This window comes from Micromonospora echinospora (genome assembly GCF_014203425.1).
GTDB classification, from domain to species: domain Bacteria; phylum Actinomycetota; class Actinomycetes; order Mycobacteriales; family Micromonosporaceae; genus Micromonospora; species Micromonospora echinospora_A.
In genome coordinates this window covers 1,354,538-1,380,458 of sequence record NZ_JACHJC010000001.1, presented here as the reverse complement: position 1 = coordinate 1,380,458, position 25,921 = coordinate 1,354,538, and the positions used below count along the sequence as shown (strand labels likewise).

The 25,921-nt window shown below is 71.9% G+C and carries 24 protein-coding genes, 1 tRNA gene and 1 pseudogene; 8 read left to right on the top strand and 18 right to left on the bottom strand.

Annotated features, from left to right (window positions below; all coding sequences use genetic code 11):
• Nucleotides 1–27: 27 nt before the first annotated feature.
• The 9 genes and pseudogenes from FHU28_RS06715 to FHU28_RS06675 all read right to left on the bottom strand — a co-directional run bounded on the left by FHU28_RS06715 (nucleotide 28) and on the right by FHU28_RS06675 (nucleotide 7,917).
• Complete coding sequence (locus FHU28_RS06715; protein WP_184681930.1) at nucleotides 28–1,329, bottom strand: sulfate adenylyltransferase subunit 1; 1,302 nt, start codon at nucleotides 1,327–1,329, stop codon at nucleotides 28–30.
• Nucleotides 1,329–2,240 carry a sulfate adenylyltransferase subunit CysD gene (cysD, locus tag FHU28_RS06710; RefSeq protein ID WP_073825338.1) on the bottom strand — a complete coding sequence of 304 codons (912 nt, stop codon included), beginning with the start codon at nucleotides 2,238–2,240 and terminating at the stop codon, nucleotides 1,329–1,331. The genes FHU28_RS06715 and cysD overlap by 1 nt, the downstream gene beginning before the upstream one ends.
• Nucleotides 2,241–2,319: 79 nt before the next feature.
• Nucleotides 2,320–3,153: an inositol monophosphatase family protein gene (locus FHU28_RS06705; protein WP_184681921.1), complete on the bottom strand. Its 834-nt coding sequence runs from the start codon at nucleotides 3,151–3,153 to the stop codon at nucleotides 2,320–2,322.
• Between the two features lie 56 nt (nucleotides 3,154–3,209).
• On the bottom strand, nucleotides 3,210–3,800 hold the full coding sequence (gene pth / locus FHU28_RS06700; protein ID WP_116503868.1) for an aminoacyl-tRNA hydrolase: 591 nt from the start codon (nucleotides 3,798–3,800) through the stop codon (nucleotides 3,210–3,212).
• Nucleotides 3,801–3,900: 100 nt separating this feature from the next.
• Nucleotides 3,901–4,596, bottom strand: coding sequence for a 50S ribosomal protein L25/general stress protein Ctc (locus tag FHU28_RS06695; RefSeq protein ID WP_073825349.1), 696 nt, complete (start codon nucleotides 4,594–4,596; stop codon nucleotides 3,901–3,903).
• Nucleotides 4,597–4,880: 284 nt separating this feature from the next.
• Entirely contained in the window at nucleotides 4,881–5,861 is a 981-nt protein-coding gene (locus FHU28_RS06690; protein WP_030501163.1) for a ribose-phosphate diphosphokinase, read from the bottom strand.
• 55 nt (nucleotides 5,862–5,916) lie between these two features.
• A pseudogene (glmU, locus tag FHU28_RS06685) lies at nucleotides 5,917–7,482 on the bottom strand (bifunctional UDP-N-acetylglucosamine diphosphorylase/glucosamine-1-phosphate N-acetyltransferase GlmU); the annotation flags it as partial.
• A gap of 33 nt (nucleotides 7,483–7,515) precedes the next feature.
• Nucleotides 7,516–7,586, bottom strand: a tRNA-Gln gene (locus tag FHU28_RS06680).
• Nucleotides 7,587–7,725: 139 nt separating this feature from the next.
• Nucleotides 7,726–7,917 (bottom strand): helix-turn-helix domain-containing protein, encoded by a 192-nt coding sequence (locus tag FHU28_RS06675; protein WP_184681918.1) that lies wholly within the window; start codon nucleotides 7,915–7,917, stop codon nucleotides 7,726–7,728.
• A gap of 73 nt (nucleotides 7,918–7,990) precedes the next feature.
• On the opposite strand from FHU28_RS06675, the gene FHU28_RS06670 reads away from it, so the two are divergent.
• Complete coding sequence (locus FHU28_RS06670) at nucleotides 7,991–8,656, top strand: TetR family transcriptional regulator (protein WP_376700660.1); 666 nt, start codon at nucleotides 7,991–7,993, stop codon at nucleotides 8,654–8,656.
• A gap of 35 nt (nucleotides 8,657–8,691) precedes the next feature.
• Here the strand turns inward: FHU28_RS06670 and FHU28_RS06665 are convergent, their stop codons facing one another.
• Nucleotides 8,692–9,150 (bottom strand): ester cyclase, encoded by a 459-nt coding sequence (locus tag FHU28_RS06665; protein WP_184681913.1) that lies wholly within the window; start codon nucleotides 9,148–9,150, stop codon nucleotides 8,692–8,694.
• Between the two features lie 110 nt (nucleotides 9,151–9,260).
• On the opposite strand from FHU28_RS06665, the gene FHU28_RS06660 reads away from it, so the two are divergent.
• Nucleotides 9,261–9,887 (top strand): TetR/AcrR family transcriptional regulator, encoded by a 627-nt coding sequence (locus FHU28_RS06660; protein WP_073825370.1) that lies wholly within the window; start codon nucleotides 9,261–9,263, stop codon nucleotides 9,885–9,887.
• A 36-nt stretch (nucleotides 9,888–9,923) separates the two neighbouring features.
• Here the strand turns inward: FHU28_RS06660 and FHU28_RS06655 are convergent, their stop codons facing one another.
• The 6 genes from FHU28_RS06655 to FHU28_RS06630 all read right to left on the bottom strand — a co-directional run bounded on the left by FHU28_RS06655 (nucleotide 9,924) and on the right by FHU28_RS06630 (nucleotide 15,815).
• Complete coding sequence (locus FHU28_RS06655) at nucleotides 9,924–10,391, bottom strand: DUF4383 domain-containing protein (protein WP_073825374.1); 468 nt, start codon at nucleotides 10,389–10,391, stop codon at nucleotides 9,924–9,926.
• A gap of 115 nt (nucleotides 10,392–10,506) precedes the next feature.
• Nucleotides 10,507–10,962 carry a DUF4383 domain-containing protein gene (locus FHU28_RS06650; protein ID WP_184681911.1) on the bottom strand — a complete coding sequence of 152 codons (456 nt, stop codon included), beginning with the start codon at nucleotides 10,960–10,962 and terminating at the stop codon, nucleotides 10,507–10,509.
• 97 nt (nucleotides 10,963–11,059) lie between these two features.
• Nucleotides 11,060–12,859 carry an ABC-F family ATP-binding cassette domain-containing protein gene (locus FHU28_RS06645; RefSeq protein ID WP_184681908.1) on the bottom strand — a complete coding sequence of 600 codons (1,800 nt, stop codon included), beginning with the start codon at nucleotides 12,857–12,859 and terminating at the stop codon, nucleotides 11,060–11,062.
• Nucleotides 12,860–12,922: 63 nt separating this feature from the next.
• Nucleotides 12,923–13,876, bottom strand: a complete 954-nt coding sequence (locus tag FHU28_RS06640; protein ID WP_184681906.1) for a 4-(cytidine 5'-diphospho)-2-C-methyl-D-erythritol kinase — start codon at nucleotides 13,874–13,876, stop codon at nucleotides 12,923–12,925.
• A gap of 84 nt (nucleotides 13,877–13,960) precedes the next feature.
• The gene (rsmA, locus tag FHU28_RS06635) at nucleotides 13,961–14,830 is read right to left on the bottom strand and encodes a 16S rRNA (adenine(1518)-N(6)/adenine(1519)-N(6))-dimethyltransferase RsmA (protein WP_184681904.1); all 870 of its coding nucleotides are present in this window, start codon (nucleotides 14,828–14,830) and stop codon (nucleotides 13,961–13,963) included.
• 79 nt (nucleotides 14,831–14,909) lie between these two features.
• Nucleotides 14,910–15,815 (bottom strand): TatD family hydrolase, encoded by a 906-nt coding sequence (locus FHU28_RS06630; protein ID WP_184689305.1) that lies wholly within the window; start codon nucleotides 15,813–15,815, stop codon nucleotides 14,910–14,912.
• Between the two features lie 81 nt (nucleotides 15,816–15,896).
• Here FHU28_RS06630 and FHU28_RS06625 point away from each other — a divergent pair, with 81 nt between their 5' ends.
• Entirely contained in the window at nucleotides 15,897–17,141 is a 1,245-nt protein-coding gene (locus FHU28_RS06625) for a hypothetical protein (RefSeq protein ID WP_184681901.1), read from the top strand.
• A 62-nt stretch (nucleotides 17,142–17,203) separates the two neighbouring features.
• On the top strand, nucleotides 17,204–18,055 hold the full coding sequence (locus tag FHU28_RS06620; protein WP_184681898.1) for an alpha/beta fold hydrolase: 852 nt from the start codon (nucleotides 17,204–17,206) through the stop codon (nucleotides 18,053–18,055).
• A 57-nt stretch (nucleotides 18,056–18,112) separates the two neighbouring features.
• Here FHU28_RS06620 and metG read toward each other — a convergent pair whose 3' ends face one another.
• Nucleotides 18,113–19,915 carry a methionine--tRNA ligase gene (metG, locus tag FHU28_RS06615; protein WP_184681896.1) on the bottom strand — a complete coding sequence of 601 codons (1,803 nt, stop codon included), beginning with the start codon at nucleotides 19,913–19,915 and terminating at the stop codon, nucleotides 18,113–18,115.
• Between the two features lie 127 nt (nucleotides 19,916–20,042).
• On the opposite strand from metG, the gene FHU28_RS06610 reads away from it, so the two are divergent.
• Nucleotides 20,043–20,867, top strand: coding sequence for a hypothetical protein (locus FHU28_RS06610; protein WP_221453130.1), 825 nt, complete (start codon nucleotides 20,043–20,045; stop codon nucleotides 20,865–20,867).
• Between the two features lie 59 nt (nucleotides 20,868–20,926).
• On the opposite strand, the gene rsmI is transcribed toward FHU28_RS06610, so the two are convergent.
• On the bottom strand, nucleotides 20,927–21,766 hold the full coding sequence (rsmI, locus tag FHU28_RS06605) for a 16S rRNA (cytidine(1402)-2'-O)-methyltransferase (RefSeq protein ID WP_221453635.1): 840 nt from the start codon (nucleotides 21,764–21,766) through the stop codon (nucleotides 20,927–20,929).
• A 92-nt stretch (nucleotides 21,767–21,858) separates the two neighbouring features.
• Between rsmI and FHU28_RS06600 the strand changes: the two genes are divergently transcribed.
• The 3 genes from FHU28_RS06600 (at nucleotide 21,859) to FHU28_RS06590 (ending at nucleotide 25,894) form a co-directional block, all read left to right on the top strand.
• A complete protein-coding gene (locus FHU28_RS06600) occupies nucleotides 21,859–23,538 on the top strand; it encodes a dolichyl-phosphate-mannose--protein mannosyltransferase (RefSeq protein ID WP_184681891.1) in 1,680 nt (559 codons plus the stop codon).
• Between the two features lie 284 nt (nucleotides 23,539–23,822).
• A complete protein-coding gene (locus FHU28_RS06595) occupies nucleotides 23,823–25,118 on the top strand; it encodes a VWA domain-containing protein (RefSeq protein WP_184681882.1) in 1,296 nt (431 codons plus the stop codon).
• A gap of 2 nt (nucleotides 25,119–25,120) precedes the next feature.
• Nucleotides 25,121–25,894: a peptidase gene (locus FHU28_RS06590; RefSeq protein ID WP_184681880.1), complete on the top strand. Its 774-nt coding sequence runs from the start codon at nucleotides 25,121–25,123 to the stop codon at nucleotides 25,892–25,894.
• Nucleotides 25,895–25,921 lie beyond the last annotated feature (27 nt).

Sequence of the window (25,921 nt, the reverse complement as noted above, 5' to 3'; positions counted from 1 at the left end):
CAAGGGGCCCTTCCTTACACGCAGGGGTCAGCCGGCCTCGACGATCATGCCGGCGCCGACCGTACGGTTCGTGGCCTCGTCGATGATCACGAAGCCGCCGGTGGTGCGGTTGCGGCGGTACTCGTCGGCGAGCAGCGGCACTGTGGTCCGCAGCCGGACCCGGCCGATCTCGTTGAGCTTCAACTCCCCCACCGTCTCGTCCCGGTGCAGCGAGTTGATGTCCAGCCGGTAGTGCAGGCCGCGCACGATCGCCCGCGCCGAGCGGGTGGTGTGCTTGATCGCGTACTTGCCGCCGACCTGCAACGGGCGGGTCTCGTCCATCCAGCAGACCATCGCCTCGATGTCCTGCACGGCCGTCGGGGCGTTGTTCGGCCGGCAGATCATGTCACCACGGGAGATGTCCAGCTCGTCGGTCAGCCGGACCGTCACCGACATCGGCGGGAACGCCTCGTCCACCGGGCCGTCGGCGGTCTCCACAGCGGCGATGCGGCTGGTGAACCCGGACGGCAGCACCATCACCTCGTCGCCCGGCTTGAGCACGCCCGAGGCCACCTGCCCGGCGTAGCCCCGGTAGTCGGTGACGGTGGTGGACTGCGGCCGGATCACGTACTGCACCGGGAACCGCACGTCGACCAGGTTGCGGTCCGAGGCGATGTGCACCCGCTCCAGGTGGTGCAGCAGCGACGGCCCCTCGTACCACGGCATGTTCTCCGAGCGGGTGACGATGTTGTCGCCCTTGAGCGCGGAGACCGGCACCACTGTCAGGTCCGGCACGTCGAGCTTCGCCGCGAACGCGGTGAACTCGTCGGCGATCCGCTCGTAGACCTCCTGCGACCAGTCGACCAGGTCCATCTTGTTCACACAGAGAACCAGGTGCGGCACCCGCAGCAGCGAGCAGAGGAACGCGTGCCGGCGGGACTGCTCCACCAGGCCCTTGCGCGCGTCCACCAGGATCAGCGCCAGGTCGGCGGTCGAGGCGCCGGTGACCATGTTCCGGGTGTACTGGATGTGCCCCGGGGTGTCGGCGATGATGAACTTGCGCCGCGGCGTGGCGAAGTAGCGGTACGCCACGTCGATGGTGATGCCCTGCTCCCGCTCGGCGCGCAGGCCGTCGGTGAGCAGCGCCAGGTTGGTGTACTCGTCGCCACGCGCCGCGCTGACCGCCTCGACCGCGGCGAGTTGGTCGGTGAACAGCGACTTGGTGTCGTAGAGCAGACGGCCGATGAGCGTCGACTTGCCGTCGTCGACGCTGCCCGCGGTGGCGAACCGCAGCAGGTCCATCGGCCGCGCGGTCTCGCTCTCGGCCGGCGCCAGGGTCTCGACGCTCATCAGAAGTAGCCCTCTCGCTTGCGGTCCTCCATGGCGGCCTCGCTGACCCGGTCGTCGCCGCGGGTCGCGCCGCGCTCGGTGATCCGCGTCGCGGCCACCTCCTCGATCACCTTCTCCACCGTGTCGGCGTCCGAGCGGACCGCCGCGGTGCAGGAGGCGTCACCCACGGTCCGGTACCGCACCTGGGTCTTGAACGGCTGCTCACCGGCGCGGGCCCGGAAGAACTCGTTCACCGCGTAGAGCATGCCGTCGCGCTCGATCACCTCGCGCTCGTGCGCGTAGTAGATCGACGGCAGCGGAATCCGCTCCCGCGCGATGTAGTGCCACACGTCCAGCTCGGTCCAGTTCGACAGCGGGAACACCCGGATCGACTCGCCCGGGTGGTGCCGGCCGTTGTACAGCGCCCACAGCTCCGGACGCTGGTTCTTCGGGTCCCACTGGCCGAACTCGTCGCGGAAGCTGAACACCCGCTCCTTCGCCCGCGCCTTCTCCTCGTCGCGCCGGGCGCCGCCGAACAGCGCGTCGAAGCGGTGCTTCTCGACCGCCTCCAACAGCACCGGCGTCTGGATGCGGTTACGCATGCCGTCGGCGGACTCGCGGACCAGGCCCTTGTTCAGCGCCTCCGGCACGCTCGCCACGATCAGCTGCAGGCCCAGCTCGGCCACCCGCTGATCGCGGTAGTCGAGTACCTCGGGGAAGTTGTGCCCGGTGTCCACGTGCATCACCGGGAAGGGGATGTTGGCCGGCGCGAACGCCTTCTGGGCCAACCGGAGCATCACGATCGAGTCCTTGCCGCCGGAGAAGAGCAGCACCGGCCGCTCCATCTCGGCGACCACCTCACGCATCACGAAGATGCTCTCCGCCTCGAGGGCGTCGAGGTGCGACACCTGGTACGCGGCGGGGGACGTCATGACACGAACTCGATTCGCTCGGATCCGCACATCGGATTCCAGACCTTTCAGGTCGGAGTCGTGAAGAAGAACGCTCAGGTTACCCGGAATGCCGCTGCAACGCTGCAAGCAACCGACTCGCGAGATCCTTGCGGCAGACCAGCAGATCCGGTAGGCGCGGGTCGGCCTCGTTGTATTTCAGCGCAGAACCGTCGATCCGGGAAGCATGCAGACCGGTGGCCGTCGCCACAGCGACCGGAGCGGCCGAATCCCACTCGTACTGACCGCCCGCGTGGATGTACGCGTCGACCTCACCGGTGACCACGGCGGCGATCTTCGCGCCCGCCGAGCCCATCGGGACCAGATGAGCGCCGACGTCCTCTGCCAGATCGGTCAGGAAAACCGGCGGACGGCTACGACTGGCAGCCAACCGGATGACCCGCCGGCTGCCGCCCACGGCGGCCTCCACCGTCATCGGCGGGTAGGCCGGCGGATGATCCGTGCCGAGCACCCGGTGCTGGGCCGGCAGGCCCACCGCGCCCGCTACCAGACCGTGCGGCTTCGACGCGTTACGCGACCAGAGCGCCACGTGCACCGCCCAGTCCGCGCGCCCCTCCTCCGCGTACTCCCGGGTGCCGTCCAGCGGATCGATGATCCAGACGCGGTCGGCGGTCAGGCGAAACAACGCCTCGCTCGTCACCTCCGCCGTCCAGGCCAGCCGAGCGCCCTCGTCCTCCTCCGACAGCACCGCGTCCGCCGGCCGCCACCTCGCCAGCTCCGTGCGGATCAGGTCGTGCGAGACCTTGTCCCCGGCCGACCGGAGCGCTCCCGCGTCGGCGAACCCCATCTCCGTACGCAACGCCGTCAACGCCTGGCCGGCCCGCGACGCCAGCCACCGGGCGAAGCCGCCGTCGGTCATCGGAGGACTGCCCATGATGCTCCTGTCGCCCCTTCGCTCCGCCACCCGAGCCGCTGACCACCGACCGCCGGTCAGCCCCCGTGGTAAAGGTTCTGCGTCGGCTCCACACCCTTGAGAACCACCGACTCCACCACGTCCGCCGCGCGGTCCACCAGGAACTCCAGCTCCTTGCGCTCCGCCGAGGAGAAATCCGAGAGTACGTAGTCAGCCGGGTCCTGCCGGCCCGGCGGCCGGCCGATGCCGAACCGCACCCGCACGTAGTCCTTCGTACCGAGCGACTTCGACATCGAACGCAGGCCGTTGTGGCCGCCCTCGCCACCGCCGCACTTCACCCGCACCTGCCCGTACGGGATGTCCAGCTCGTCGTGCACCGCGATCACGTGCGCCGGCGGGATCTTGTGGAACTGCGCCAGCCCGGCCACCGGACCGCCGGACAGGTTCATGTACGTCAACGGCTTGAGCAGCACCAGCTTCGGGCCGCCGAAGCCCAGCCGCCCCTCGGCGGCCTCGGCCATCGCGCGCTTGTGCCGCCCGAACTTCGCGCCCACCCGGGCCGCCAGCAGGTCGGCCACCATGAACCCGACGTTGTGCCGGTTGTTCGCGTACTCCCGGCCGGGGTTGCCCAGGCCGACCACCAGCCACGGTCCCGCCTCGTCCGTCACCCGACGTCCCTTCCCGCTCGCTCGCCCGACCAGCCGTCCCGATACGCCGACAGGCGCCCCCGGGAACCGGGGACGCCTGTCGCACAGCCTTGCGGACCGGTCAGGCCTCGGTCTTCGCCTCGGCCGGGGCCTCCTCGCCCTCGGCGGCCGGAGCGCCCTCGGCACCCTCGGCGGTCTCCTCGCCGGCCTCGGCCTCGGCCTCCTCGGTGGCCTCCTCGACCTCGGGGAGGGTGGCCTCAAGCTGCTCGGCGGTCGGAGCGGCGGTCACCGAGGCGACAGCGGTGCTGTCGTCGGTGGCCAGCTCGACGCCGGCCGGCAGCTCGACGTCGGCGGCGGTGATCGTGGTGCCCGGCTCGGCGCCCTCGATCGACGCCTCCAGGTGGTCCGGCACCTTGGTCGCGTCGGCCGTCACCGACAGCGTGTCGTGGTCGTGCACGATCAGGGTGTCCTTCGCGGCCTCACCGGTCAGCTGCACCGGGACCTCGACGGTGACCTTCTCGCCCCGGCGGACCAGCAGCAGGTCCACGTGCTCGAAGGTGTCCTTGATCGGGTCACGCTGGATCGCCTTCGGCAGCGCCAGCACCTGCGTGCCGTCGCTTACCTCGATGGCGAAGAGCTGGTTCGCGCCACCCTTGCGGATCGCGGCGGCGAACTCCCGCGCCGGAAGCGCGATGTGCTTGGGCTTCTCGCCGTGGCCGTACAGCACGGCGGGCACCTTGCCGGCCCGGCGGGTACGACGGGCACCACCCTTGCCGAACTCGGTACGGGGCTCGGCGCTGATCTTTACCTCGGACACGGGGAAACTCCTGATGCTTCGCTGCGGCGGCTTGTCGTCTGGCGGTGCTGGGGCGAGGGGCTCGCTGGGGCTAGGGTCATGAACGACCGCCCGGAGCACCGCGTCGATGACGGCGCCTCCGTGCGGTGCTTGTCAGCAGCCCGCCGGGCACCCTCGCCGTGGCAACCGCACCAGTCTACCCGAGGGCTTTCCCGGCTTTCCGGCAGTCCCCCATATCACCGCCGCGCCTGTTCCGCAGGGCATCGGCCCGGCCGCCGGACGTGCCGGCGACCGGACCGCAACGATCAGCTCAGGCCACCGAACAGGGTGGTCACCGAACCGTCGTCGAAGACCTCACGGATCGCCCGGGCCAGCAGCGGGGCGATCGACAGCACTGTCAGCTTGTCCAACTGCTTCTCCGACGGCAGCGGCAGCGTGTTCGTCACCACGACCTCACTGATCGGGCTGTTCTTCAGCCGCTCGGTCGCCGGGTCGGACAGCAGCGCGTGCGTCGAGGCGACCACGATCTCCGCCGCACCCTGCTCCTTGAGGATGTCCGCCGCCTTGGTGATCGTGCCGCCGGTGTCGATCATGTCGTCCACGATCAGGCACACCCGGCCCTCGACCTCACCGACCACCCGGTTCGCCACGACCTGGTTCGGCTTCAGCGGGTCACGGGTCTTGTGGATGAACGCCAGCGGGCAGCCGCCCAGCCGGTCGGTCCAGCGCTCCGCCACACGGACCCGGCCCGAGTCCGGCGCCACCACAGTCATCGGCCGGCCCGCGTACTTGTGCTCCACGTACTCGGCCAGCACGTCCATGGCGAACAGGTGGTCCACCGGGCCGTCGAAGAAGCCCTGGATCTGGGCGGTGTGCAGGTCGACGGTCAGGATGCGGTTCGCGCCGGCCGTCTTGAGCAGGTCGGCGATCAGCCGCGCCGAGATCGGCTCCCGGCCGCGGTGCTTCTTGTCCTGCCGCGCGTACGGGTAGAACGGCAGCACCACGGTGATCCGCTTGGCCGAACCGCGCTTCAGCGCGTCGACCATGATCAGGGTCTCCATGACCCAGGTGTTCACGCCGTGCGTCACGGACTGCACCACGAAGGCGTCCGAACCACGAACCGAGTCCTTGTACCGGACGAAGATCTCGCCGTTGGCGAAGTCGTACGCGTCGGCCGGCGTCGGCGCGACGCCGAGCACCTCACCGATCTCCTTGGCCAGCTCCGGAAAACCCCTCCCGGAGAAGAGCATCAGGCTCTTGCGGTTTTCGGCGACGATGCTGCCCATGGGCCCGTCTGCTCCCGTATGTCGGTGGTGCCCGGCGGCGGTGGGCCGGGGAGTGTTCGGTTGCAGTATGCCCCCGGTTCAGCGATCCACCCACGGCCCGCCGATCCCCGTGGAGTCAGTCACCTTCCCTTGCGGCCCCGCCCGTCTCCGCCGCATCCTCACCGGCCCGCCGCGCCGCCTCCGCGGCCTCCGTACCGGCCCGCTTGCGCAGCACCCAGCCCTCCACGTTGCGCTGCTGGCCCCGCGCCACCGCCATCGCACCCGGCGGCACGTCCCCGGTGATCACCGAACCCGCAGCGGTGTACGCGCCGTCGCCGACCCGTACCGGCGCCACGAACATGTTGTCCGCTCCGGTACGCGCGTGACTGCCGATGGTGGTGTGGTGCTTGCGCACCCCGTCGTAGTTGACGAAGACAGTGGCCGCGCCGATGTTGCTGTGCTCGCCGATCGTCGCGTCCCCCACGTACGACAGGTGCGGCACCTTCGACCCGTCACCGATCGACGCCTTCTTGGTCTCCACGAACGTGCCGACCTTCGCCTTGCGACCCAGCCGCGACTCCGGCCGCAGATACGCGTACGGGCCCACGCTGGCCTCCGGCCCCACCTCGGCGCCGACCGCGTGGGAGCGCACCACGCTCGCGCCCGCGCCCACCACCGTGTCCACGAGCGTGGTGTCCGGGCCGACGAGCGCGCCCTCGCCGACCACCGTGGCACCCTGCAACTGCGTGTTCTGGTCGATCACCGCGTCCCGCTCGACGGTCGCCGTCACGTCGATCCACGTCGTGTGCGGGTCGAGGATGCTGACCCCGGTACGCATCCAGCCCTCGTTCACCCGGTCGCGCAGCAGCCGCCGCAGCGCGGACAGCTCGACCCGGTCGTTGCAGCCGAGCGTCTCCACGTGGTCGGCGGCGCAGTGCACCGCGACCGGCTCCCCGGCGTCGCGCAGCAGCGCGAAGACGTCGGTCAGGTACTCCTCGCCCTGGTCGTTGTCGGTGGAGAGCTTGCCCAGCGCCTCCCGCAGCCGGGCCGCGTCGAACGCGTAGATGCCCGCGTTGATCTCCCGCAGCGCGCGCTGCTGGGGCGAGGCGTCCCGCTCCTCCACGATCTGCTCCAGCTGCCCCTGCACGTCCCGCACGATCCGGCCCAGGCCGGTCGGGTCCGGCACCTCGGCCGCCAGCACTGTCGCCGCCGCAGCGGCGCCCTCGTGCGCCTCGACGAGCGCCTGGACCGTCTCCGGCCGCAGCAGCGGCACATCCCCGTTGATCACCACGACGGTGCCGGTGGCGTCCGGCACCGCGTCCAGCGCGATGCGGACCGCGTGCCCGGTGCCGAGCTGGCGCTCCTGCAGCACCGGCGTCGCCGCCGGGGCCACGTCGGTCAGGTGCGCCCGGACCTGGTCGGCGCCGTGGCCGACCACCACCACGGTGCGGTCCGCGCCGAGCGGCGCGGCCGCGGCGAGGACGTGACCGAGCAGGGTACGGCCGAGCAGCGGGTGCAGCACCTTGGGCAGGGACGACTTCATCCGCTTGCCCTCACCGGCGGCGAGCACGACAACTGTGCGGAGGTGGGGCTGGGACACGACGTGGCTCTCCCGTCGGGACGGCGACAGTCTCGCGGTCATGCTAACCACCCGCGGGAGGGCAAACAGCAGAAGCTCCCGGGAGAGGATTCGAACCCCTATAATCAGGACCAAAACCTGACGTCCTGCCATTAGACGACCCGGGACGGTCGAAAACGGGCAAAAAGCAAGCTGCCCGCCGGCTGCCTACACCTTACCGGTCACGTGGTGGATCTTCATTGCTCATTCCTTTCATGATCCCCTCGATCCTCCAGTAGAGCCGGCTCCCGCCCACCACATGGATGGTCAGGCAGCCGCGATAGTCGGCTCCGACAGGTGCCGGGTCCAGAGATACGCCGCCGGCTTGGAGACGTCGAGCCGCTCCGCGATCTCCCCGACGGGACAGCCGGCACGCCGCAGTGCCAGCGCCTGGGCGTGCAGCTCGGGCTTTCGGCCACGACAGGAGCCGTGCGAGTTCGAGTGATCACCGCGAGTCACCCCCGGACTAGAACTGGCGTACGACAAATCGACCGGTCGGACCGCGTACGCCTCGCCTGGCAGGATGGGGCGGGTGACCGACGTTCCCGGCAGTGACCGCGCCCGGCGGCGGCCCGCGCCGGCGGCGAAGCCGTCCCGGGTGCGGATGTCCGCGACGCAGCGGCGCGAGCAGTTGATCTCGATCGCCCGGCAGATCTTCGCCGAGCGTGGTTTCGACGCGACCTCGATCGAGGAGATCGCCGCGCGTGCGAAGGTCTCCAAGCCGGTGGTCTACGAGCACTTCGGCGGCAAGGAGGGGCTCTACGCGGTGGTGGTGGACCGGGAGGTCCGGGCCCTGCTGGACCGAATCACCACGGCGCTGACCGCGGGTCATCCGAGGGAGCTGCTGGAGCAGGCCGCGTTGACGTTGCTGACCTACATCGAGGAGGAGACCAGCGGGTTCCGGGTGCTGGTCCGCGAATCACCGCTGATGTCCGCGACGGGCAACTTCAGCAGCGTGATGAACGACGTGGCGCACCAGGTGGAGCACATCCTGGCGGGCGAGTTCTCCATCCGGGGGTACGACCCGAAGCTGGCCGAGCTCTACTCGCAGGCACTGGTGGGCATGGTGGCGCTGACCGGCCGCTGGTGGCTGGAGGTGCGCAAGCCGCGCAAGGAGACGGTGGCGGCGCACCTGGTGAATCTGGCCTGGAACGGGTTGTCGCACCTGGATTCGAAGCCGGGGCCGATCGTGAGTTGAGCTGGATCCTCGGCCCGTGCGGTGCGGCGGTGGCGCTAAGCCCCTGCGGCAGCCGCGATCGCCGAGTCGAAGTCGGGGGCGGCACCGATCTGGGCGAGCAGCACGTTCGCCGCGTTGTAGCAGTCGAACCTTTCGATCTTTCCGTCACGGAGATGCCAGAGATCAGCCGTCGGCACGTCGATCCGGTTGCCGGTCGGCGGGATCTCGCCGGCCGGGGTGGGGAAACCGCCGAGGTGGGTTCCCTGAATTCGTAGTTCGACGGCGACGACATCACCGAGAGCATGCACGTCGAGCAGCTCGCGGTGGACGTCGGGAAAGACGCTGGCGAAGCCCGTCAGCGCCTGAGGAATCTGGTCCCCGCGGAAGGTCAGCCCATTGGGCACGTCGTTGAACGTTCCGTTCTCGGTGAACAGGGCGCGAAAGCCGGGTCCGTCGAGGACGTCCCCTTCCGCCAGCCGGTATGCCTCGCGAACGATCTCTTCGTTGCTCTTCATTCTGCCCGTCCTTGATTGTCGTGCCGCAGCGGGAAACAGTTCTCATCGATGCGCGCCGCAGCCACGTTAACAAGTTTTTGACCAGTTGGTCAATAACGTAGGCTGCCCACGTGCCCCGTCCCCGCAAGTTCGTCGAGAGCGATGTCGTCAGCAGCGCCAGTGAGGTGTTCGCCGTGCACGGCCTCGCCGCCTCGACCCTCGACGACCTGGTGCGGGCGACCGGCCTGGGCAAGCAGAGCCTCTACAACGCGTTCGGCGGAAAGCGGGAACTGTTCCTCCGGGCGCTCTCCGAGGATCGGGAGGAGGCGACGCGCGCCGTCTCGGAAGCGCTCGGGCACGACGGCGCTTCGCCGCTGGAACGGATCCGGGGTCACATGCTCCGCATGGCGATCGAGTTCAGCAGCAGTGACCGGCGGGTCTCGCTCACCACGCGCGCGCTCGTCGAGTCGACCGGCGAGGAGGATCCGCTCTCCACTGTCACGAAAGCCGGCATCGAGCAGCTCGCCGGAATCTACGCCGGATGCCTGGAACACGCCCGGGAGAACGGGGATCTCCCGGAGGACGCGAACGTGCAGTCACTGGCGGTCTACTTCGTCGCGGTCACCCGGGGGATGGAGTTGCTCGGCCGTGCCGGTGTCGGCCGCAGCGTTCTCACCGCTGTCGCACTCGACGCGCTTCGCGCGCTCCACGGTCCGCGGGCCGACCGGGCCGACGAGGTCCCGTCGACGCGGGAATGAGCCGCGACGCCCGTGGTGGCGGCGACGACAGCCGGTTCAGCGCTCGGCGATCGGGTGGTAGCGGCGCTGCCGCTCCTCCTCGGACTGCTCCGGGGTGCCGACCTTGTCGTAGAGGCCGGTGGCGAGCAGGACCAGCCCGAACAGCAGCGACACGATGACCGTCGACATCGAGAAGTTCAGGAAGTTCGCCGAGGTCTGCAGCACTGACATCATCAGGATGCCGGTGATCAGGAAGACCGCGCCGGCGGTGAGGTTCATGTAGTGGCCGAGGTTGTCGCGGCGGGACGCGCCGACCAGCAGGACCGCGCCGAAGACGACCGAGACCAGCGAGAAGGCCAGGTTGGTGCGCAGGCCCAGCGCCCAGTCGCTGCCCCGCCCGAACAGTCCTTCGCCCCAGGTCAGGAAGACGCCGTAGACGCCGAAGACCAGGATGTAGAGGCCGATGAGCCCGGACAGCACCCGGTAGAGGGGCCGCGCGGGGTGGTTCACCGGGAAGTGCGCCATGGTGCCCTCCAGTCGTGTGACTGATTCGGGGCAATTGTCGCCTGGGTTGTCCGTTCGCGTCCGGAAAACACCGAAGGCCCGGCGCGCCGCGCGCCGGGCCTTCGTGCGAGAGGGGTCAGAGCACCAGCCGGGCCTTCTGCCATGCCTCGTGCTCGTCGTCGGAGCCGACCTTGCCGTACATGCCGACCATCAGGAGCACCAGGGACAGGGTCAGGACCACGACGTCGGTCATGATCGAGAAGTTGAAGATGTTGACGTCGGTCTGCAGGAACGCCAGCGAGCCCAGGCCGATCACCATCAGGGTGTAGGCCAGCCACTGGTTGACCGCCACGTCGAGGTTGCGGCCGATCGCGGTGCCGACCAGGATCACCACGCCGACGAGCACGGACACCAGCGAGAACGCCATGTTGGTGCCCTGGCCGAGCACCTTGGTGTCGTCCTGGGCGAAGAAATCGCCACCGGCGCTGGCGATGACGCCGAGGCCGCCGAAGACGACGAAGTACAGACCAACGATCCCGCCGATCGCCCGGTAGATCGGCCGCGCGGGGTGGTTGACGGGGGTGTGGGCCATCTCTGCGTCTCCAAAAGACCGTTCGGACGAGGGTTCCACCGGTGATTGTCCCGTACGCCGGTCAGTGACGCCGCACACCCCCCACCCCGGCGGCAGGTCAGCCGCCCGGCAGCTCCTCGGCCAGGGCCAGCCAGGTCTCCTCGGTGCGGTCCCGCTCGGCCCGCACCTCCTTGAGCTGTGCGTCCAGCTCGGCGACCCGGGCGTAGTCGGTGGCGTTCGCGGCGAGTTGCTCGTGCAGGGCCGCCTCCTTCTGCTCGAGCTTGGCGATCTGCCGTTCCAGCCGGTTGAGTTCCTTCTTCGCGACGCGTACCTCGGCGGCGGACATGCCCTCGAGGGCCGGCGCCGCGGTGGCCGGGGTGAGGTCGACGGGCGCCGGGCCGCCGGCCGCGGCGGCGCGCGCCAGGTACTCGTCGACGCCGCCGGGCAGGTGCACCAGCCGGCCGTCGCCGAACATGCCGTACGCGACGTCGGTGACCCGCTCGATCAGGTAGCGGTCGTGGCTGGCCACCACGATCGTGCCGGGCCACGAGTCGAGCAGGTCCTCCAGCGCGGCGAGCGTGTCGGTGTCCAGGTCGTTCGTGGGCTCGTCCAGCAGGAGCACGTTGGGCTCCCCGGCGAGCAGGCGCAGCATCTGCAGGCGGCGGCGCTCACCGCCGGACAGGTCGCTCACCGGGGTCCAGAGCCGCCGGTCGTCGAAGCCGAAGATCTCGGCGAGCTGGGAGGCGCTGATCTCCCGGTCGCCGAACTGCACCCGGCGGGCCACCTCCTCGACGGCTTTCAGCACACGCAGGTGACCGGGAAGTTCGGCGAGTTCCTGGGAGAGGAACGCGGGCCGGACGGTCTGCCCGGCGGCGAAGCGCCCGCCGTCGGGGCCGGTCACCCCGGCGAGCATCCGCAGGAGAGTGGTCTTGCCGGCGCCGTTGCGGCCGAGGATGGCCACCCGGTCGCCGGGCCCGACCTGCCAGGTGGTGTCGTGCAGGATCTCCTTCGGGCCGGCGTGCAGCCGGACGCCTTCGAGGTCGTACACCTGCTTGCCGAGCCGGGCGGTGGCGAGCCGTTGCAGCGACATGGTGTCGCGGGGTTCCGGCACGTCGGCGATGAGCGCGTTCGCCGCGTCGATGCGGAACTTGGGCTTCGAGGTGCGCGCCGGCGCGCCGCGGCGCAGCCAGGCGATCTCCTTGCGGAGCAGGTTCTGCCGGCGGGCCTCGGTGGCGGCGGCCACGCGCTGCCGCTCGATGCGGGCCAGCGTCCACGCGGCGAAGCCGCCCTCGTACGCCCGGACGGTCTGGTCGGCGACCTCCCAGGTGGCGGTGCAGACGGCGTCGAGGAACCAGCGGTCGTGGGTGACCACGACGAGCGCGCCCTTGCGGGTGACGAGGTGGCGGGCCAGCCAGTCGACGCCGCCGACGTCGAGGTGGTTGGTGGGCTCGTCGAGGACGAGCAGGTCGGCGTCGCGGACCAGCAGGGCGGCGAGCGCGACGCGGCGGCGTTCCCCGCCGGACATCGGGCCGACCGGCATGTCCAGGCCGAGGTGGGGCATGCCGAGGCCGTCGAGGATGGCGCGCACACCGGCGTCGCCGGCCCACTCGTGCTCGGCGCCCATGCTCTCGTCGAGCCAGGCGGTGCCGAGCACGACGTCCCGCACGGTGAGGTCGGGGGCCAGGTCCAGGCGCTGCGGCAGCCACGCGACGCGCAGGTCGCGCCGGTGGGTGACGCGGCCGTCGTCGGGTTCCTCGGCGCGGGTGAGCAGCCGCAGCAGCGTCGACTTGCCGGCGCCGTTGAGGCCCACCACGCCGACCCGGTCGGCGTCGTCGAGGCCGAGCGAGACCTCGGTGAGCAGCGGCCCGGCGGCGCCGTACCCCTTGGACACCCGGTCCAGGTTGACGATGTTGGCCATTCCCCACCTTTCACGACTCAGGCGTCCCGGGGCCCGGGACGCCTGAGTCAAGGGTACGGGGCCTCAGACCACGCGGGCGCCGGCGACCGGTCCGTGCGCGACGCGGGCCTCCCGGCACACCCCGGCGGCGGTCAGCTCGGCGGCGATCCGCCCCGCGTCGGCCTCGCCGGCGGCGAGGAAGACACAGGTGGGCCCGGAGCCGGAGACGATGCCGGCCAGCGCGCCGGCCGCATCGCCCGCCTTGAGCGTCTCGGCCAGCGAGGGACGCATGGTCAGGGCGGCGTCCTGGAGGTCGTTGCCGAGCGTGGCGGCGAGCACCCGCGGGTCGCGCTGGCGCAGCGCGCCGAGCAGCGCGTCGGTGCTGCCCAGCGGCGTGCCGGCGGCGCCGGCGTCACGCAGCCGGTCCAGTTCCCGGTAGGCGGCCGGGGTGGACAGGCCGCCGTCGGCGATCGCCACCACCCAGTGCCAGGAGGTGGGGCGGGCCAGCACCGGGCTGACCGCCTCGCCCCGGCCGGTGCCGAGCGCGGTGCCGCCGTGGATGAGGAACGGCACGTCGGAGCCGAGGTCGGCGGCGATGCCGGCGAGTTCGTCGCGGGACAGCCCGGTGCCCCAGAGCGTGTCGCAGGCGACGAGCGCGGCGGCGGCGTCGGCGCTGCCACCGGCGAGCCCGCCCGCGAGCGGAATCTGCTTGCGCAGGTGCAGCCGGGCATGCGGGGCGACGCCCGCGTAGCCGGCGAGCGCGTGCGCGGCGCGCAGCGCCAGGTTGGTGTCGTCGAGCGCCAGCTCTCCGGCGCCCTCACCTTCCATGGTGAGGGTGAGCGTGTCACCGCGCCGGGCGGTCAGCTCGTCGTAGATGGAGATCGCGTGGTAGACGGTGTTCAGCTCGTGGTAGCCGTCACGGCGCAGCGGTCCCACCCCGAGATGCAGGTTGACCTTGGCGGGCACCCGCACCTTGACCGGGCCGCTGGCCCCGCGTCGCTGCCCGTCCTCGTCCTCCGGTCGCCATGCCTCGGTCACCGGGTGAGCTCCCCTGGACGCGGGCGGATGTCGAACGGCTTCTGCACGGTCAGCTCCTCGGCGGGGTCGGGCAACGGCGCCAGCCTACTGCTCGGCGGCGGAGCCGTCGGGGGCCGACGCGGCGATGGCGGCGAACTGCTCCACGGTGAGCGATTCGCCGCGTGCGCCCGGGTCGACACCGGCCGCGGCGAGCGTCGCGGCGGCCCGGTCCGCGCCGCCGGCCCAGCCGGCCAGGGCGGCGCGCAGCGTCTTGCGGCGCTGGGCGAACGCGGCGTCGACGACAGCGAAGACGGCCTTCCGGGGTACGTCCGGTCGGGGCGGTTCGCGCCGGGTGAACGCGACCAGGCCGGAGTCGACGTTCGGCACCGGCCAGAACACGTTCGGCGGGACCTTGCCGGCGGCCCGGGAGCGGGCGTACCAGGCGAGTTTGACCGACGGGATGCCGTACACCTTGGAGCCGGGACCGGCGACGAGCCGGTCGGCGACCTCCTTCTGCACCATCACCAGGCCGTGCCGCAGTGTGGGCAGCTCGGCGAGCAGGTGCAGCACGACCGGCACGGCGACGTTGTAGGGCAGGTTCGCCACCAGCGCGGTCGGTGCCGGGTCGGCCAGGTCGGCGGCGGTGACCCGCAGCGCGTCGGCCGGGTGGACGGTGAGCCTCGCGGCGGCCTCGCCGGCGAAGCGGGCGGCGGTCTCCGGCAGCGCGGCGGCCAGCGCCGGGTCGAGTTCCACGGCGTGCACGTGCGCGGCGACCGGGAGCAGGGCGAGCGTGAGCGAGCCGAGCCCGGGGCCGACCTCCAGCGCCACGTCCTCCGGGGTCAACCCGGCGGTGGTGACGATGCGGCGCACGGTGTTCGGGTCGTGCACGAAGTTCTGGCCGAGCTTCTTGGTCGGCGTGACGCCGAGGCGCGCGGCGAGTTCCCGGATCTCCGCCGGGCCGAGGAGTCCGGTCACGCCCCGTAGCGTAAGCGCCCCCGCCCGAGGGGAAGGAAGGGCCCCTTCTTAACGCCTCGCGATATGGAGGGGCCCCTTCTTAACGCCACGGGCCGAACGCGCGCTCACCGTTGGTGGAGATGGTGGCGCAGAGGGTGTCCAGGTCGGCGCCGGTGGTCTCGGCGAGGAAGCGGACGGTCAGCGGGATCAGGTACGAGGCGTTGGGCCGGCCCCGGTGCGGCATCGGGGTGAGGTACGGCGCGTCGGTCTCCACCAGCATCTGCGCGGGCGGGGTGACGGCGGCGGCCTCGCGCAGCGCGGCGGCGCTGCCGAACGTGACGGTGCCGGCGAAGCTGAGCAGGAATCCGCGCCGGACGCACTCGCGGGCGAAGTCGGCGTCGCCGGAGAAGCAGTGCATGACCACGGTGTCCGGGGCACCCTCGTCGTCGACGATGCGCAGCACGTCGGCGTGCGCGTCGCGGTCGTGGATGACGAGCGCCTTGCCGTGCCGCTTGGCGATGGCGATGTGCGCCCGGAAGCTCTCCTCCTGCGCGGCCCGCCCCTCGTCGCCGGTACGGAAGAAGTCCATGCCGGTCTCGCCGACGCCACGTACCCGGTCCCGGCCGGCGAGCGTCTCGATCTCGCGCAGCGCCTCGTCGAGGTCGGCCAGCCGGGGCGCCTCGTTCGGGTGCAGCGCGACGGTGGCGAGCACCGGGGCGTACCGGTCGGCGACGTCGGCGCTCCACCGGGACGAGTCGACGTCCACCCCGACCTGGACGAGCCGGTCCACGCCGGCCCGGGCGGCGACGTCGATCGCGGCGGCCACCGGGTCGTCGCCGGGGGTGCTGCCCGGGGGTGTCCCGAACTCGCCGACGGTGATGTCGAGGTGGGTGTGGCTGTCCAGCACGGGCACGGGCAGCGGCTCGGGTGCGGGCGGGAACTCCCCGGCCCGGCGGGCGGCGCGCTGCTTGCGGGTCTCGGTCTGCTCGGTCATCGCGGCCAGCATCACACACCGGCCCGGGGCGGCGTTCCCGGACCGCCACCGGCTGTTCACACGCCCCACATCTGGCGGGCTTAGCGTCCTGGAGTGACCGTCACCGACCAGACCGGCGGGCCCGCTTCCGACCGGGCCGGGTTGCGCGTGACGTACGCCGGCCGGGTGCACCCGGCCGAGGAGATCGCCCGGGGCGCGGCGTACGAGCTGTTCAGCGCCGACGAGGCGCCCGGGTTCGAGTGGTGTCCCCGGCCCGGGGGCGGCTACCCGTGGCGCCGGTTCGTGCACGCGACCGAGGTGGACGCGGTGCACGGCGCCGACGGTCCGGCCGACGAGACGGACGCGCCGCTGCTGATGCCGGTGCACCGCGACCGGGGCTGGGCGTACGTACACCGGCTCAGCCAGCAGCCCACGGCGGCGGGTGACCCGACGCTGGCCGGGGTGCGGGCCTCGGCGGTGATCCGGCCGGGCACCCGGATGGTGAAGGTGCTCTCCGCCCGGCAGCTCGCCGGCTACGTGCGGGGCTGGCTGCCGCACGGCTTCTGCTACCGGGAGCACGACGTGGCGCACCTGCGGACTCCGGCCGGGATGGCGGTGCTGCGGGGCGACTCCGAGGGCGGTGAGGTGGCGTACGCGCTGCGCTGGCGGGCCGCCGACCCGGCCGACTACGACGTGCCGGTGGGCGAGGCGCACCGAGGGCTGACGGCGTTGCCGCCCGGGGACCGCCTGGGGCCGCCGGTGCTGGGCACCGGGTTCGTGCCGAGCAGCGCGCAGCTCGTGCCGGAGTTCGTCACCCGGGAGTTCGCCGACCTGCCGATGCCGGCGAACGCGACGCTGCTGGCCTATCCGGCCGAGGGGGTGGAGGTGGTTCTCTACACCTACCAGGCGGAGCAGCAGGGCTGGCTGCGCCTGGCGGGTCCGCAGTGGCGGCACCTGCTCGCCGCGGTGCCCGGCCTGTCCGCAGATCAGGAGTACGTGCCGACCGGCGAGGCGCCGCGCTCGACCCGGCTCGTCGGCGCGTACGCGGGTTCGGAGTACGAGGCGGTGGCCGACCAGCCGGGCGGGTTCCGGGTGCTGGCGACGACCCGGGCGGCCCGGTACCCGGTGCACGCGGCGGCCCGGCGGCTCCGGGTGGCGGCCTGGCGCGGGGCGCCGTGCCTGGTGCTGCGGGAGGAGGGCGGCTGGCTGCGGCTGCGGTTGCGCCGTCCAGATCCGGACGCGGTGGCCGCGACCGGGGCCCAGTGCCTGGAACGGGGTGTCTACGAGGTCTGGGCGCCGGGCGCCGAGCTGACCGACGACCGGGTGGTGGATCTGCCCTATCCGGCCCGGCACGCATAGACGGGGGCACGTCGGGAAGGCGTGGGGCGTCCGAGAAACCCGCGCGAGGGGGAATTCCCGACATGCCTTTTGTCACAGTCGGTACGGAGAACTCCGCACCCATCGACCTTTACTACGAGGATCACGGTTCCGGTCAGCCGGTCGTGCTGATCCACGGTTTCCCGTTCAACGGGGCGACGTGGGAGAAGATGAGCGGTCCGCTGCTGAACGCCGGATACCGGGTGATCACGTACGACCGGCGTGGGTTCGGCAACTCCGCCCAGCCGGCCATGGGCTACGACTACGACACGTTCGCCGCCGACCTGGACGTGCTGATGACCGAACTGGACCTGCGCAACGCGATCCTGGTCGGGCACTCCATGGGCACCGGCGAGGTGACCCGCTACCTGGGCGCGTACGGGTCGGACCGGGTGGACCGGGCGGTCCTGATGGCCCCGTTGGCGCCGTACCTGCTGAAGACGCCCGACGACCCGGAGGGCGTCGACAAGAGCATGTTCGAGGGGTTCCAGAAGGCGATCATCCAGGACCGGTTCGCCTACCTGACCCAGTTCTGCGACGCGTTCTTCAACGCCAGCGAGAACCGGGGGAAGCTGGTCAGCGACGAGGCGTACCACGCGCACTGGCAGATCGGCGCCCAGGCGTCGGCCAAGGGCACCCACGACTCGGTGGACGCCTGGCAGACCGACTTCCGCGGTGACCTGCCGAACATCGACGTGCCGGTGCTGATCATCCAGGGCGACAAGGACAACGTGCTGCCGTTCCCGGTGACGGGCCAGCGGCTGGTGAACATGCTGTCCGACGCCAAGCTGGTCACGTTGAAGGGTGCGCCGCACGGCACGCCGTGGACCCATCCCGCCGAGGTCAACAAGGCCATCATGGAGTTCATCGGCACGCCGAGCATGGCGACCGCCTGACCTGGCGGACGACCGCGGCCCCGGGGAAATCCCCGGGGCCGCGGTTCGCGCGTGTGCTCAGCCGGCCAGGCGGGCCAGCTCCTCCTCGACGATGGACGGGTCGAGCTTGCGGAACACCGGCTTCGGCGCCGCGAGCGGCCGGCCCACTTCCAGGGGTACGGACTCCCAGCGCGCCCCGACCGTGTAGTCACCGGTCAGCACCGGGTACGACGGCCCGCCGTCGAGGTCGTCGACCTCCTCGATCACCGGCATCGGCGCGTGCGTGCCGGTGCCGCCGAGCAGCTCGTGGATCTTCTGGGCGGAGTGCGGCAGGAACGGGGTGAGCAGCGTGTTGGCGTCGCTGACCACCTGGAGGGCGACGTGCAGGATGGTGCCCATGCGGGGCTTGTCGTCCTCGCCCTTGAGCTTCCAGGGCGCCTGCTCGGAGAGGTACTTGTTGGCCTCGGCGACGACCTTCATGGCCTCGCCGATGGCCTGCTTCTGCCGGTGCCGGGCGATCAGGTCGCCGACGGTGGCGAAGCCCGCCTTCGCGGTGTCCAGCAGCGCCTGGTCGGCCTCGGTGAGCCCGGCCGGGTCGACCGGCGGGATCGCGCCGAAGTTCTTCGCCGCCATCGAGACGGAGCGGTTGACCAGGTTGCCCCAGCCGGCGACCAGCTCGTCGTTGTTGCGGCGCAGGAACTCGGCCCAGGTGAAGTCGGTGTCGTTGCTCTCCGGGCCGGCCACCGCGATGAAGTAGCGCAGCGCGTCGGCGTCGTAGCGCTCCAGGAAGTCCCGGACGTAGATGACCACCTTGCGGGAGGAGGAGAACTTCCGTCCCTCCATGGTCAGGTATTCGCTGGAGACGACCTCGGTGGGCAGGTTGAGCCGGCCAAGCTCGCCCGGCTCGCCGTCGCGGGCGCCCTCGCCGGAGTAGCCGCCGAGCAGCGCCGGCCAGATCACCGAGTGGAAGACGATGTTGTCCTTGCCCATGAAGTAGTACGAGCGGGCGTCCTTGCCCTCGCCGTCGGCCGACCACCACTTGCGCCAGGCCTCCGGGTCGCCGGTGCGCCGGGCCCACTCGATGGACGCGGACAGGTAGCCGATGACCGCGTCGAACCAGACGTAGATCCGCTTGTCCGGCCGGTCGCGCCAGTCGTCGAGCGGGATCGGCACGCCCCACTCCAGGTCCCGGGTGATGGCCCGGGGCTGGAGGTCGTCGAGCAGGTTGCGGGAGAACCGCAGCACGTTGGGGCGCCAGCCCTCGCGGTTGTCCAGCCACTGCCGCAGCGCGTCGGCGAGGGCGGGCAGGTCGAGGAAGAAGTGCTCGGTCTCGACGAACTCCGGCGTCTCCCCGTTGATCTTCGACTTGGGGTCGATCAGGTCGATCGGGTCGAGCTGGTTGCCGCAGTTGTCGCACTGGTCGCCGCGTGCGCTGTCGTAGCCGCAGATCGGGCAGGTGCCCTCGATGTAGCGGTCGGGCAGCGTCCGGCCGGTGGACGGGGACATCGCCCCGGTGGTGACCTTCGGGACGATGTACCCGTTGCGGTACAGGCCGGTGAACAGCTCCTGCACCACCGCGTAGTGGTTGCGCGTGGTGGTACGGGTGAACAGGTCGTAGGACAGGCCCAGCGCCAGCAGGTCCTCGGCGATCACCCGGTTGTACCGGTCGGCCAGCTCGCGCGGGGTGACGCCCTCGGCGTCGGCCTGCACCTGGATCGGGGTGCCGTGTTCGTCGGTGCCGGAGACCATGAGCACGTCGTGACCGGCCATCCGCATGTACCGGGCGAAGACGTCGGAGGGAACGCCGAATCCGGATACGTGGCCGATGTGGCGCGGGCCGTTGGCGTAGGGCCAGGCGACCGCTGCGAGAACGTGACTCATGAGCAGCAAGCCTAGTGATTGCGGTGGGCCGGCCGCGAACCAATGGGCGGCAGGCGCCAGCCGTACGTCCGATTTGTCGCCGACACGCGGCATGAGCTTCCTCGCAAGCCGGGCGTACCGGTGTGAAATGAACATCGTGACCAACAGACCAGCGGTGCCGGAGCCGGCGGCCACCACCCGGCGGGCGCGTCCCGCCCCGGCGGGCGCGCCCGTCGCGCCGCAGCCCCGGCTCGACCCGGCGGACCCGCCGGTCGAGGTGGAGCCCACCACCGGCGCGCCGGTGGACGCGGTGCCGAGCCGGGTACCGGTGCGGCAGCCGCGCTGGCAGCGCAAGGCCGCGCAGGCGGGCGGCTGGGCGCCGATCGAGGAGGTGCACTGGGACGGCACGCCGCTGCGCGACGAGCCGCATCCGCTCCCCGTCCGGCCGCCGGTCCGCCGCGAGCCGGAACGCCCGGTCCCCCCGCCGACCCCGCCCGTCGGCCTCGCCGTGCTGCTGACGTTGAGCCTGCTCGCCGCGTTCTTCGCCTGGGTGAGCGCCGGGCCGTTCTGGCTGGCGGCCGGGCACTCGACCGGCGGCACCGTGATGATCACCGAGTGCGCGGGCGGCGGGCTCACCCAACGCTGCCGGGGGATCTTCCTGGCCGACGGCGACCGGTTCCAGGCCCAGGGTGTACGGGTCAGCGGCGTACCGGCCGGGCGAACCGCCACCGGCACCCTGCTGCCGGCACGGATGACCGGGCCGGACGGCTCCACCGCCTACGCGGACACCGGCCCCGGACGGCACCTGCGCTGGCTGCTCGGGCTGGCGCTGGTGGCCGGGTGCGCCGCCGGGATCGCCAGGTGGACCGGGGCGATCCGGCTGGCGGACGAGCGGCAGCGCCGCTGGGCGGTCGGCCTGGCGCTGGCCGGGCCGGCGCTGATCACCGTCGGGTTCCTGGCCGCCGCCTGGTGAGGGAGGTGTTAAGCGGGGGCCCTTCCTCTACCTGAGGCGTTAACAGGGGGCCCTTCCTTTCACTGGTGCACGACGGCGTAGACCTCCCGCCGTCGCAGCCCGTACGCGGTGGCGACCTCGGTGATCGCGTCGCGCCGGGACAGCCCGGCCGCCTCGCGCTCGGCCACCGCGGCGCGCAGCGTGTCGTCGTCGGGTCGGACCGCGGGCGTGGCCGGCGCGCCCGCCACGACGAGCGTGATCTCGCCCCGGGGGTCGCCGGCGGCGGCCCACTCGGCCAGGTCGCCCAGCGGGCGGCGGACCACCTCCTCGTAGGTCTTGGTCAGCTCCCGGCAGAGCGCGGCGGGCCGGTCCCTGCCGAACGCCTCGGCCAGGTCGGCGAGCGCGCCGACGATGCGGTGCGGCGCTTCGAAGAACACGAGCGTGCGGTCCTCGGCGGCGAGGGACCGCAGGCGGGAGCGGCGGGTGCCGGGGGTACGGGGCAGGAAACCCTCGAAGCAGAACCGGTCGCAGGGCAGCCCGGACAGCGCCAGCGCGGTGGTGACCGCACTCGGCCCGGGCGCCGCGGTGACCGGCACGCCCGCGTCCAGGGCGGCCCGGACCAGCCGGTATCCGGGGTCGGAGACGCTCGGCATGCCGCCGTCGGTGACCAGCGCTACCGTGTAGCCGGCGGTGAGCACCTCGGCCAGTTCCGGGGTACGCCGCTCCTCGTTGCCCTCGAAGTAGGAGACGATCCGGCCCGGCACTGTCACGTCGAGGTCGCGGGCCAGCCGGGTGAGCCGCCGGGTGTCCTCGGCGGCGACCACGTCGGCGGCGGCCAGCACCTCGCGGAACCGGGCGGACGCGTCGGCCGGGTTGCCCAACGGCGCGCCGAGCAACACCAGCCGTCCGACCTCGGACATTTCCCCCACGGCGTGCGCTCCTTCATCGAAGGTCGTACCAATTTCGGAGACGACGGACGCCACCGGGCACCCTCGCAGCCTACGATCGCCGGGTGACGAGTGCGTCGACAGCACAGAGCGCGAACCCGGATCCCTCCACCGCCGAGCGGGGCGACGGCAACGGGGGCGGCCTTCCGGCCGCCGTCCGGCGCCGGCTCGCCACCGTCGATGACCGCATCGGTCGAGGGCAGGCGTGGCTGGCCACCGCCGTGGTGGTGGCGATCGCGGCGATCCTGCGTTTCGTGGGTCTCAGCTTCCCGCCCGGCAAGGTCTTCGACGAGACCTACTACGCCAAGGACGCGTACGGGCTGATCGACCGCGGCGTCGAGTGGAACTACAAGGACAACGGCCCGTCGTACGTGGTGCATCCACCGCTGGGCAAGTGGATGATCGGGATCGGCGAGTGGGCCTTCGGCTACCAGGACGCGGACAGCGGCGTCTCGGTGCCGGGCCACCTGATCACGACGTCGCCGGAGTTCGGCTGGCGGTTCGGCGCGGCGGTGGCCGGCACGCTGTCGGTGCTGCTGCTGGTCCGCATCGGCCGGCGGATGTTCCGCTCCACGGTGCTCGGCTGCGCGGCGGGTCTGCTGCTCGCGCTCGACGGGTTCCACCTGGTGCTGTCCCGCACGGCCATCCTCGACATCTTCCTGCTGCTGTTCGTGCTGGCCGCGTTCGGCGCGCTGGTGCTCGACCGGGACGCCCGGCGGCGGCGCTGGACGCGGGCCCTGGAGGCCGGGCTCGACCCGACCAGGCCGGGCCGGGCCGGGCGGCCTCCGTCCGGGTGGCGGAACTGGCCGTGGTGGCGGCTGGCGGCCGGGGTGCTGCTCGGTTGCGCCTGCTCGGTCAAGTGGAGCGCGATCTACTTCGTGCCGGCGTTCGCGCTGCTGGTGCTGCTCTGGGAGGTGGGCGTCCGCCGTTCGGCCGGGGTCCGCCGCCCGTGGCGTGACGCGGTGCTGGACGAGCTGCCCTGGCTGCTCGCGGCCGGCGTGCTGATGGTGGTCACCTACGTCGCGACCTGGTCGGGCTGGCTGCTCAGCGACGAGGGTTACTACCGCCTGGCCGAGCGCTACCCGAACAACCCGGAGCTGAGCGACACCCCGTTCATCGGGGCGCTGAACAACCTGTGGGAATACCACAAGGCTTCGTACGGGTTCCACACCCAGCTCGACGACCCGCACAAGTACCAGTCCTGGCCGTGGCAGTGGCTGCTGCTCGGCCGCCCGGTGGCGTTCCACTGGTCCGGGGACGGCGGTTGCGGCGCGCCGAGCTGCGCCTCGGAGGTGCTGCTGCTGGGCACCCCGCTGCTGTGGTGGTCGTTCCTGCCGGCGATCGCCGCGACCGCCTGGCTCGGCCTGGCCCGGCGGGACTGGCGGGCGGGCGCGATCCTGCTCAGCGTCGCCGCCGGCCTGCTGCCCTGGTTCTGGTTCGCCCTCGACGGCCGGACGATGTTCTCCTTCTACGCCGCGCCGGCGGTGCCGTTCCTGGTGCTCGCGGTGGTCTATGTGCTCGGGGCGATCACCACCCCGGCGCCGGTGACCGCGACGACCGCCACGGCCGCGCCGCCCGACCCGCAACAGCTACGGGATCGGCGGATGGTGGGCGGGATCATCGCGGGCGCCTACGTGTTGCTGGTGGCGCTCTGTTTCGCGTACTTCTACCCGATCTTCGTGGGCCGGGTGCTGCCGTACGCGGAGTGGTCGGCGCGCATGTGGCTGGACGGCCGCTGGATCTGAGGCGCGGGCGCCGGCACAAAGAAGCGCGCCCCGATCGCCTGCCACGGGGGAAGCGGGCGATTGGGGCGCGCAAGACAGAGCTTAACCACACTCCGGCACGGGCACAACGGGTGCGGGCCGGTCAGATTTACGACGGGCACGCCACTTCCGGAAGGTCGCCTCAATCATCTAACCGTGGGTCATCCTGCGGGAACATAACGGGTTCGATCTCCGGCGCAACGGCCGCGCGGAGGGTCGCCAGACCCGGATGATCTTCCAAAGTGGATCTCACTACACTTCGCCCAGTGATCAACAAGAGACGATCGACGATTGTCCTCTTCGGACTCCTGGCGGCCGCCGCGCTGATCGGGCCGAGCCCTGCCGGGGCCGACGACGAGACCACCGAGCCGGTCGCCGAGCCGCCCAAGGTCGAGCTGGTCCTCGACGTCAGTGGCTCGATGCGGGCCCGGGACATCGACGGGCGCAGCCGGATCTCCGTCGCGCAGCAGGCGTTCAACGAGGTGGTCGACGCCCTGCCGGACGAGACACAGCTCGGCATCCGGGTGCTCGGCGCCACCTACCAGGGCAAGGACAAGAAGCAGGGCTGCCTGGACACCCAGCAGATCGTGCCGGTCGGCCCGGTGGACCGTACCCAGGCCAAGGCCGCCGTCGCCGGGCTACGCCCGACCGGTTTCACACCGGTCGGGCTGGCGCTGCGCTCCGCCGCGCAGGACCTGGGCACCGGCAGCACCGCCCGCCGGATCGTGCTGATCACCGACGGCGAGGACACCTGCGCCCCGCCCGACCCGTGCGAGGTGGCGCGCGAACTGGCCGCCCAGGGCACCCGGCTCGTCGTCGACACGCTCGGTCTCGCCCCGGACGAGAAGGTACGCCGGCAGCTGCTCTGCATCGCCGGCGCGACAGGGGGCACCTACACGGCGGCGCAGAGCGCCGACGAGCTGACCGGCCGGATCAAGCAGCTTGTCGACCGGGCCCGGGACACGTACACGGCCACCCCGGCGGTGGTCGGTGGCGGCGCGGCGTGCCAGGGCGCGCCGCTGCTCGCCCCGGGCGTCTACAGCGACCGGGAGGCGTTCTCCGAGCACCGCTGGTACCGGGTGCCGGTGCGGCCCGGGCAGGAACTGCGCGCCTCGGTGAGCGTCGCGCTGGACCGGCCGGTCAACCCGGACTACGGCGTGCTGCTGCGCGCCACCGCGCCGGACGGGCGGGAACTGGTCCGGGGCGTCGACGCCGGAAGCGGGCGCACCGACGTGATCTCCGCCGGCCTGCGCTGGTCGGCCGCCGAAGAGGAGGACGACGACGGCCCGAGCCCGGAGCCGAGCCCCGGCGCGGAGCAGGCAGTACGAACCGTCTGCCTGGTGGTCAGCAACTCGTTCGCGGCCCGGCCCGGTACGCAGGCCCAGCCGGGCATGCCGGTGGAGCTGACAGTCGACGTGGTGGCCGCCTCCCCCGCCCCGGACGGGCCGGACCTCGGCCGCGGCTGGGTGCTGCTGCTCCTGCTCACGCTTGCCGGACTGCTCACCGGGCTGGTCGCCGGACTGCTCACCCGCTGGTGGGTGCACACGTGGAGGGTGAACTGAGCATGCGTACGCTGATTCGCGCCGCGGCGGCGACGGCCGTCACGGCACTCGCCCTCACCCCGGCGGCGGCCCTGGCCGCGCCCAGCCCGTCACCGGGCGCGACCACCGTGACCAAGGCCGGCACCTCGTTCCTCACCGCCACGACCGTCACCGCCGGGCAGCCGGTGCAGGTGGGCGCGTCGACCGGCGACCACCTGTACTGGTCGTTCCGGGCCGACGCCGGGCAGGTGCACGAGATCACCGCCACCGTCACGTTCCCGAAGCGTCGCACCGGCGCGTCCACCTGGACCGTCGACGTCTTCGACGGGCTGCGCCGCCGGCAGGCGTGCACGGCCGGCGCGCAGACGCCGACAGTGGACGCGGCGGCGACGAGCGTGGCGCTCGGCTGCACGCTGCGCCGGGTACGACAGTGGGCCGAGCCATGGTCGGGCGACCCGCTGCCCGGCACCTACTACGTCCGGCTCTCCGTCACCGACCTGCCCGAGCCCGACCTCGGCCTGCCGGTCGAGGTGGAGATGCTCGTCGGCGCGACCGACGAGGGCGGCGCGTCCGGCGACGACGGCGAGCTGGCCGCGCCGCTGGTGCCGAACACCAGGGCGGGCAAGGTGCTCGCCGCCGAGCCGACGCCCGAGCCGGTGGCCGAGGAGGAGACCGACCTGACCGGCTGGCTCCCCGACGCGGGCTCGCGCTGGGTGTGGACCGGCGTGGGCGGCGTGCTCGCCGCCGTGGCCGGCGTGGTCGGCTTCGCGCTCACCCGGCGGCCCCGCCGCAGCTGAGGACCACTTCCGGTGGCCGTCGTGGAC

What these genes read in the sequence shown, in the direction of transcription:
- FHU28_RS06715 (WP_184681930.1), bottom strand. Translation starts at nt 1,329, where the DNA reads ATGAGCGTCGAGACCCTGGCGCCGGCCGAGAGCGAGACCGCGCGGCCG.
- cysD (WP_073825338.1), bottom strand. Translation starts at nt 2,240, where the DNA reads ATGACGTCCCCCGCCGCGTACCAGGTGTCGCACCTCGACGCCCTCGAG.
- FHU28_RS06705 (WP_184681921.1), bottom strand. Translation starts at nt 3,153, where the DNA reads ATGGGCAGTCCTCCGATGACCGACGGCGGCTTCGCCCGGTGGCTGGCG.
- FHU28_RS06690 (WP_030501163.1), bottom strand. Translation starts at nt 5,861, where the DNA reads ATGGGCAGCATCGTCGCCGAAAACCGCAAGAGCCTGATGCTCTTCTCC.
- FHU28_RS06665 (WP_184681913.1), bottom strand. Translation starts at nt 9,150, where the DNA reads ATGAAGAGCAACGAAGAGATCGTTCGCGAGGCATACCGGCTGGCGGAA.
- FHU28_RS06655 (WP_073825374.1), bottom strand. Translation starts at nt 10,391, where the DNA reads ATGGCGCACTTCCCGGTGAACCACCCCGCGCGGCCCCTCTACCGGGTG.
- FHU28_RS06650 (WP_184681911.1), bottom strand. Translation starts at nt 10,962, where the DNA reads ATGGCCCACACCCCCGTCAACCACCCCGCGCGGCCGATCTACCGGGCG.
- FHU28_RS06645 (WP_184681908.1), bottom strand. Translation starts at nt 12,859, where the DNA reads ATGGCCAACATCGTCAACCTGGACCGGGTGTCCAAGGGGTACGGCGCC.
- FHU28_RS06630 (WP_184689305.1), bottom strand. Translation starts at nt 15,815, where the DNA reads ATGCTGGCCGCGATGACCGAGCAGACCGAGACCCGCAAGCAGCGCGCC.
- FHU28_RS06620 (WP_184681898.1), top strand. Translation starts at nt 17,204, where the DNA reads ATGCCTTTTGTCACAGTCGGTACGGAGAACTCCGCACCCATCGACCTT.
- metG (WP_184681896.1), bottom strand. Translation starts at nt 19,915, where the DNA reads ATGAGTCACGTTCTCGCAGCGGTCGCCTGGCCCTACGCCAACGGCCCG.
- FHU28_RS06610 (WP_221453130.1), top strand. Translation starts at nt 20,043, where the DNA reads ATGAACATCGTGACCAACAGACCAGCGGTGCCGGAGCCGGCGGCCACC.
- rsmI (WP_221453635.1), bottom strand. Translation starts at nt 21,766, where the DNA reads ATGTCCGAGGTCGGACGGCTGGTGTTGCTCGGCGCGCCGTTGGGCAAC.
- FHU28_RS06590 (WP_184681880.1), top strand. Translation starts at nt 25,121, where the DNA reads ATGCGTACGCTGATTCGCGCCGCGGCGGCGACGGCCGTCACGGCACTC.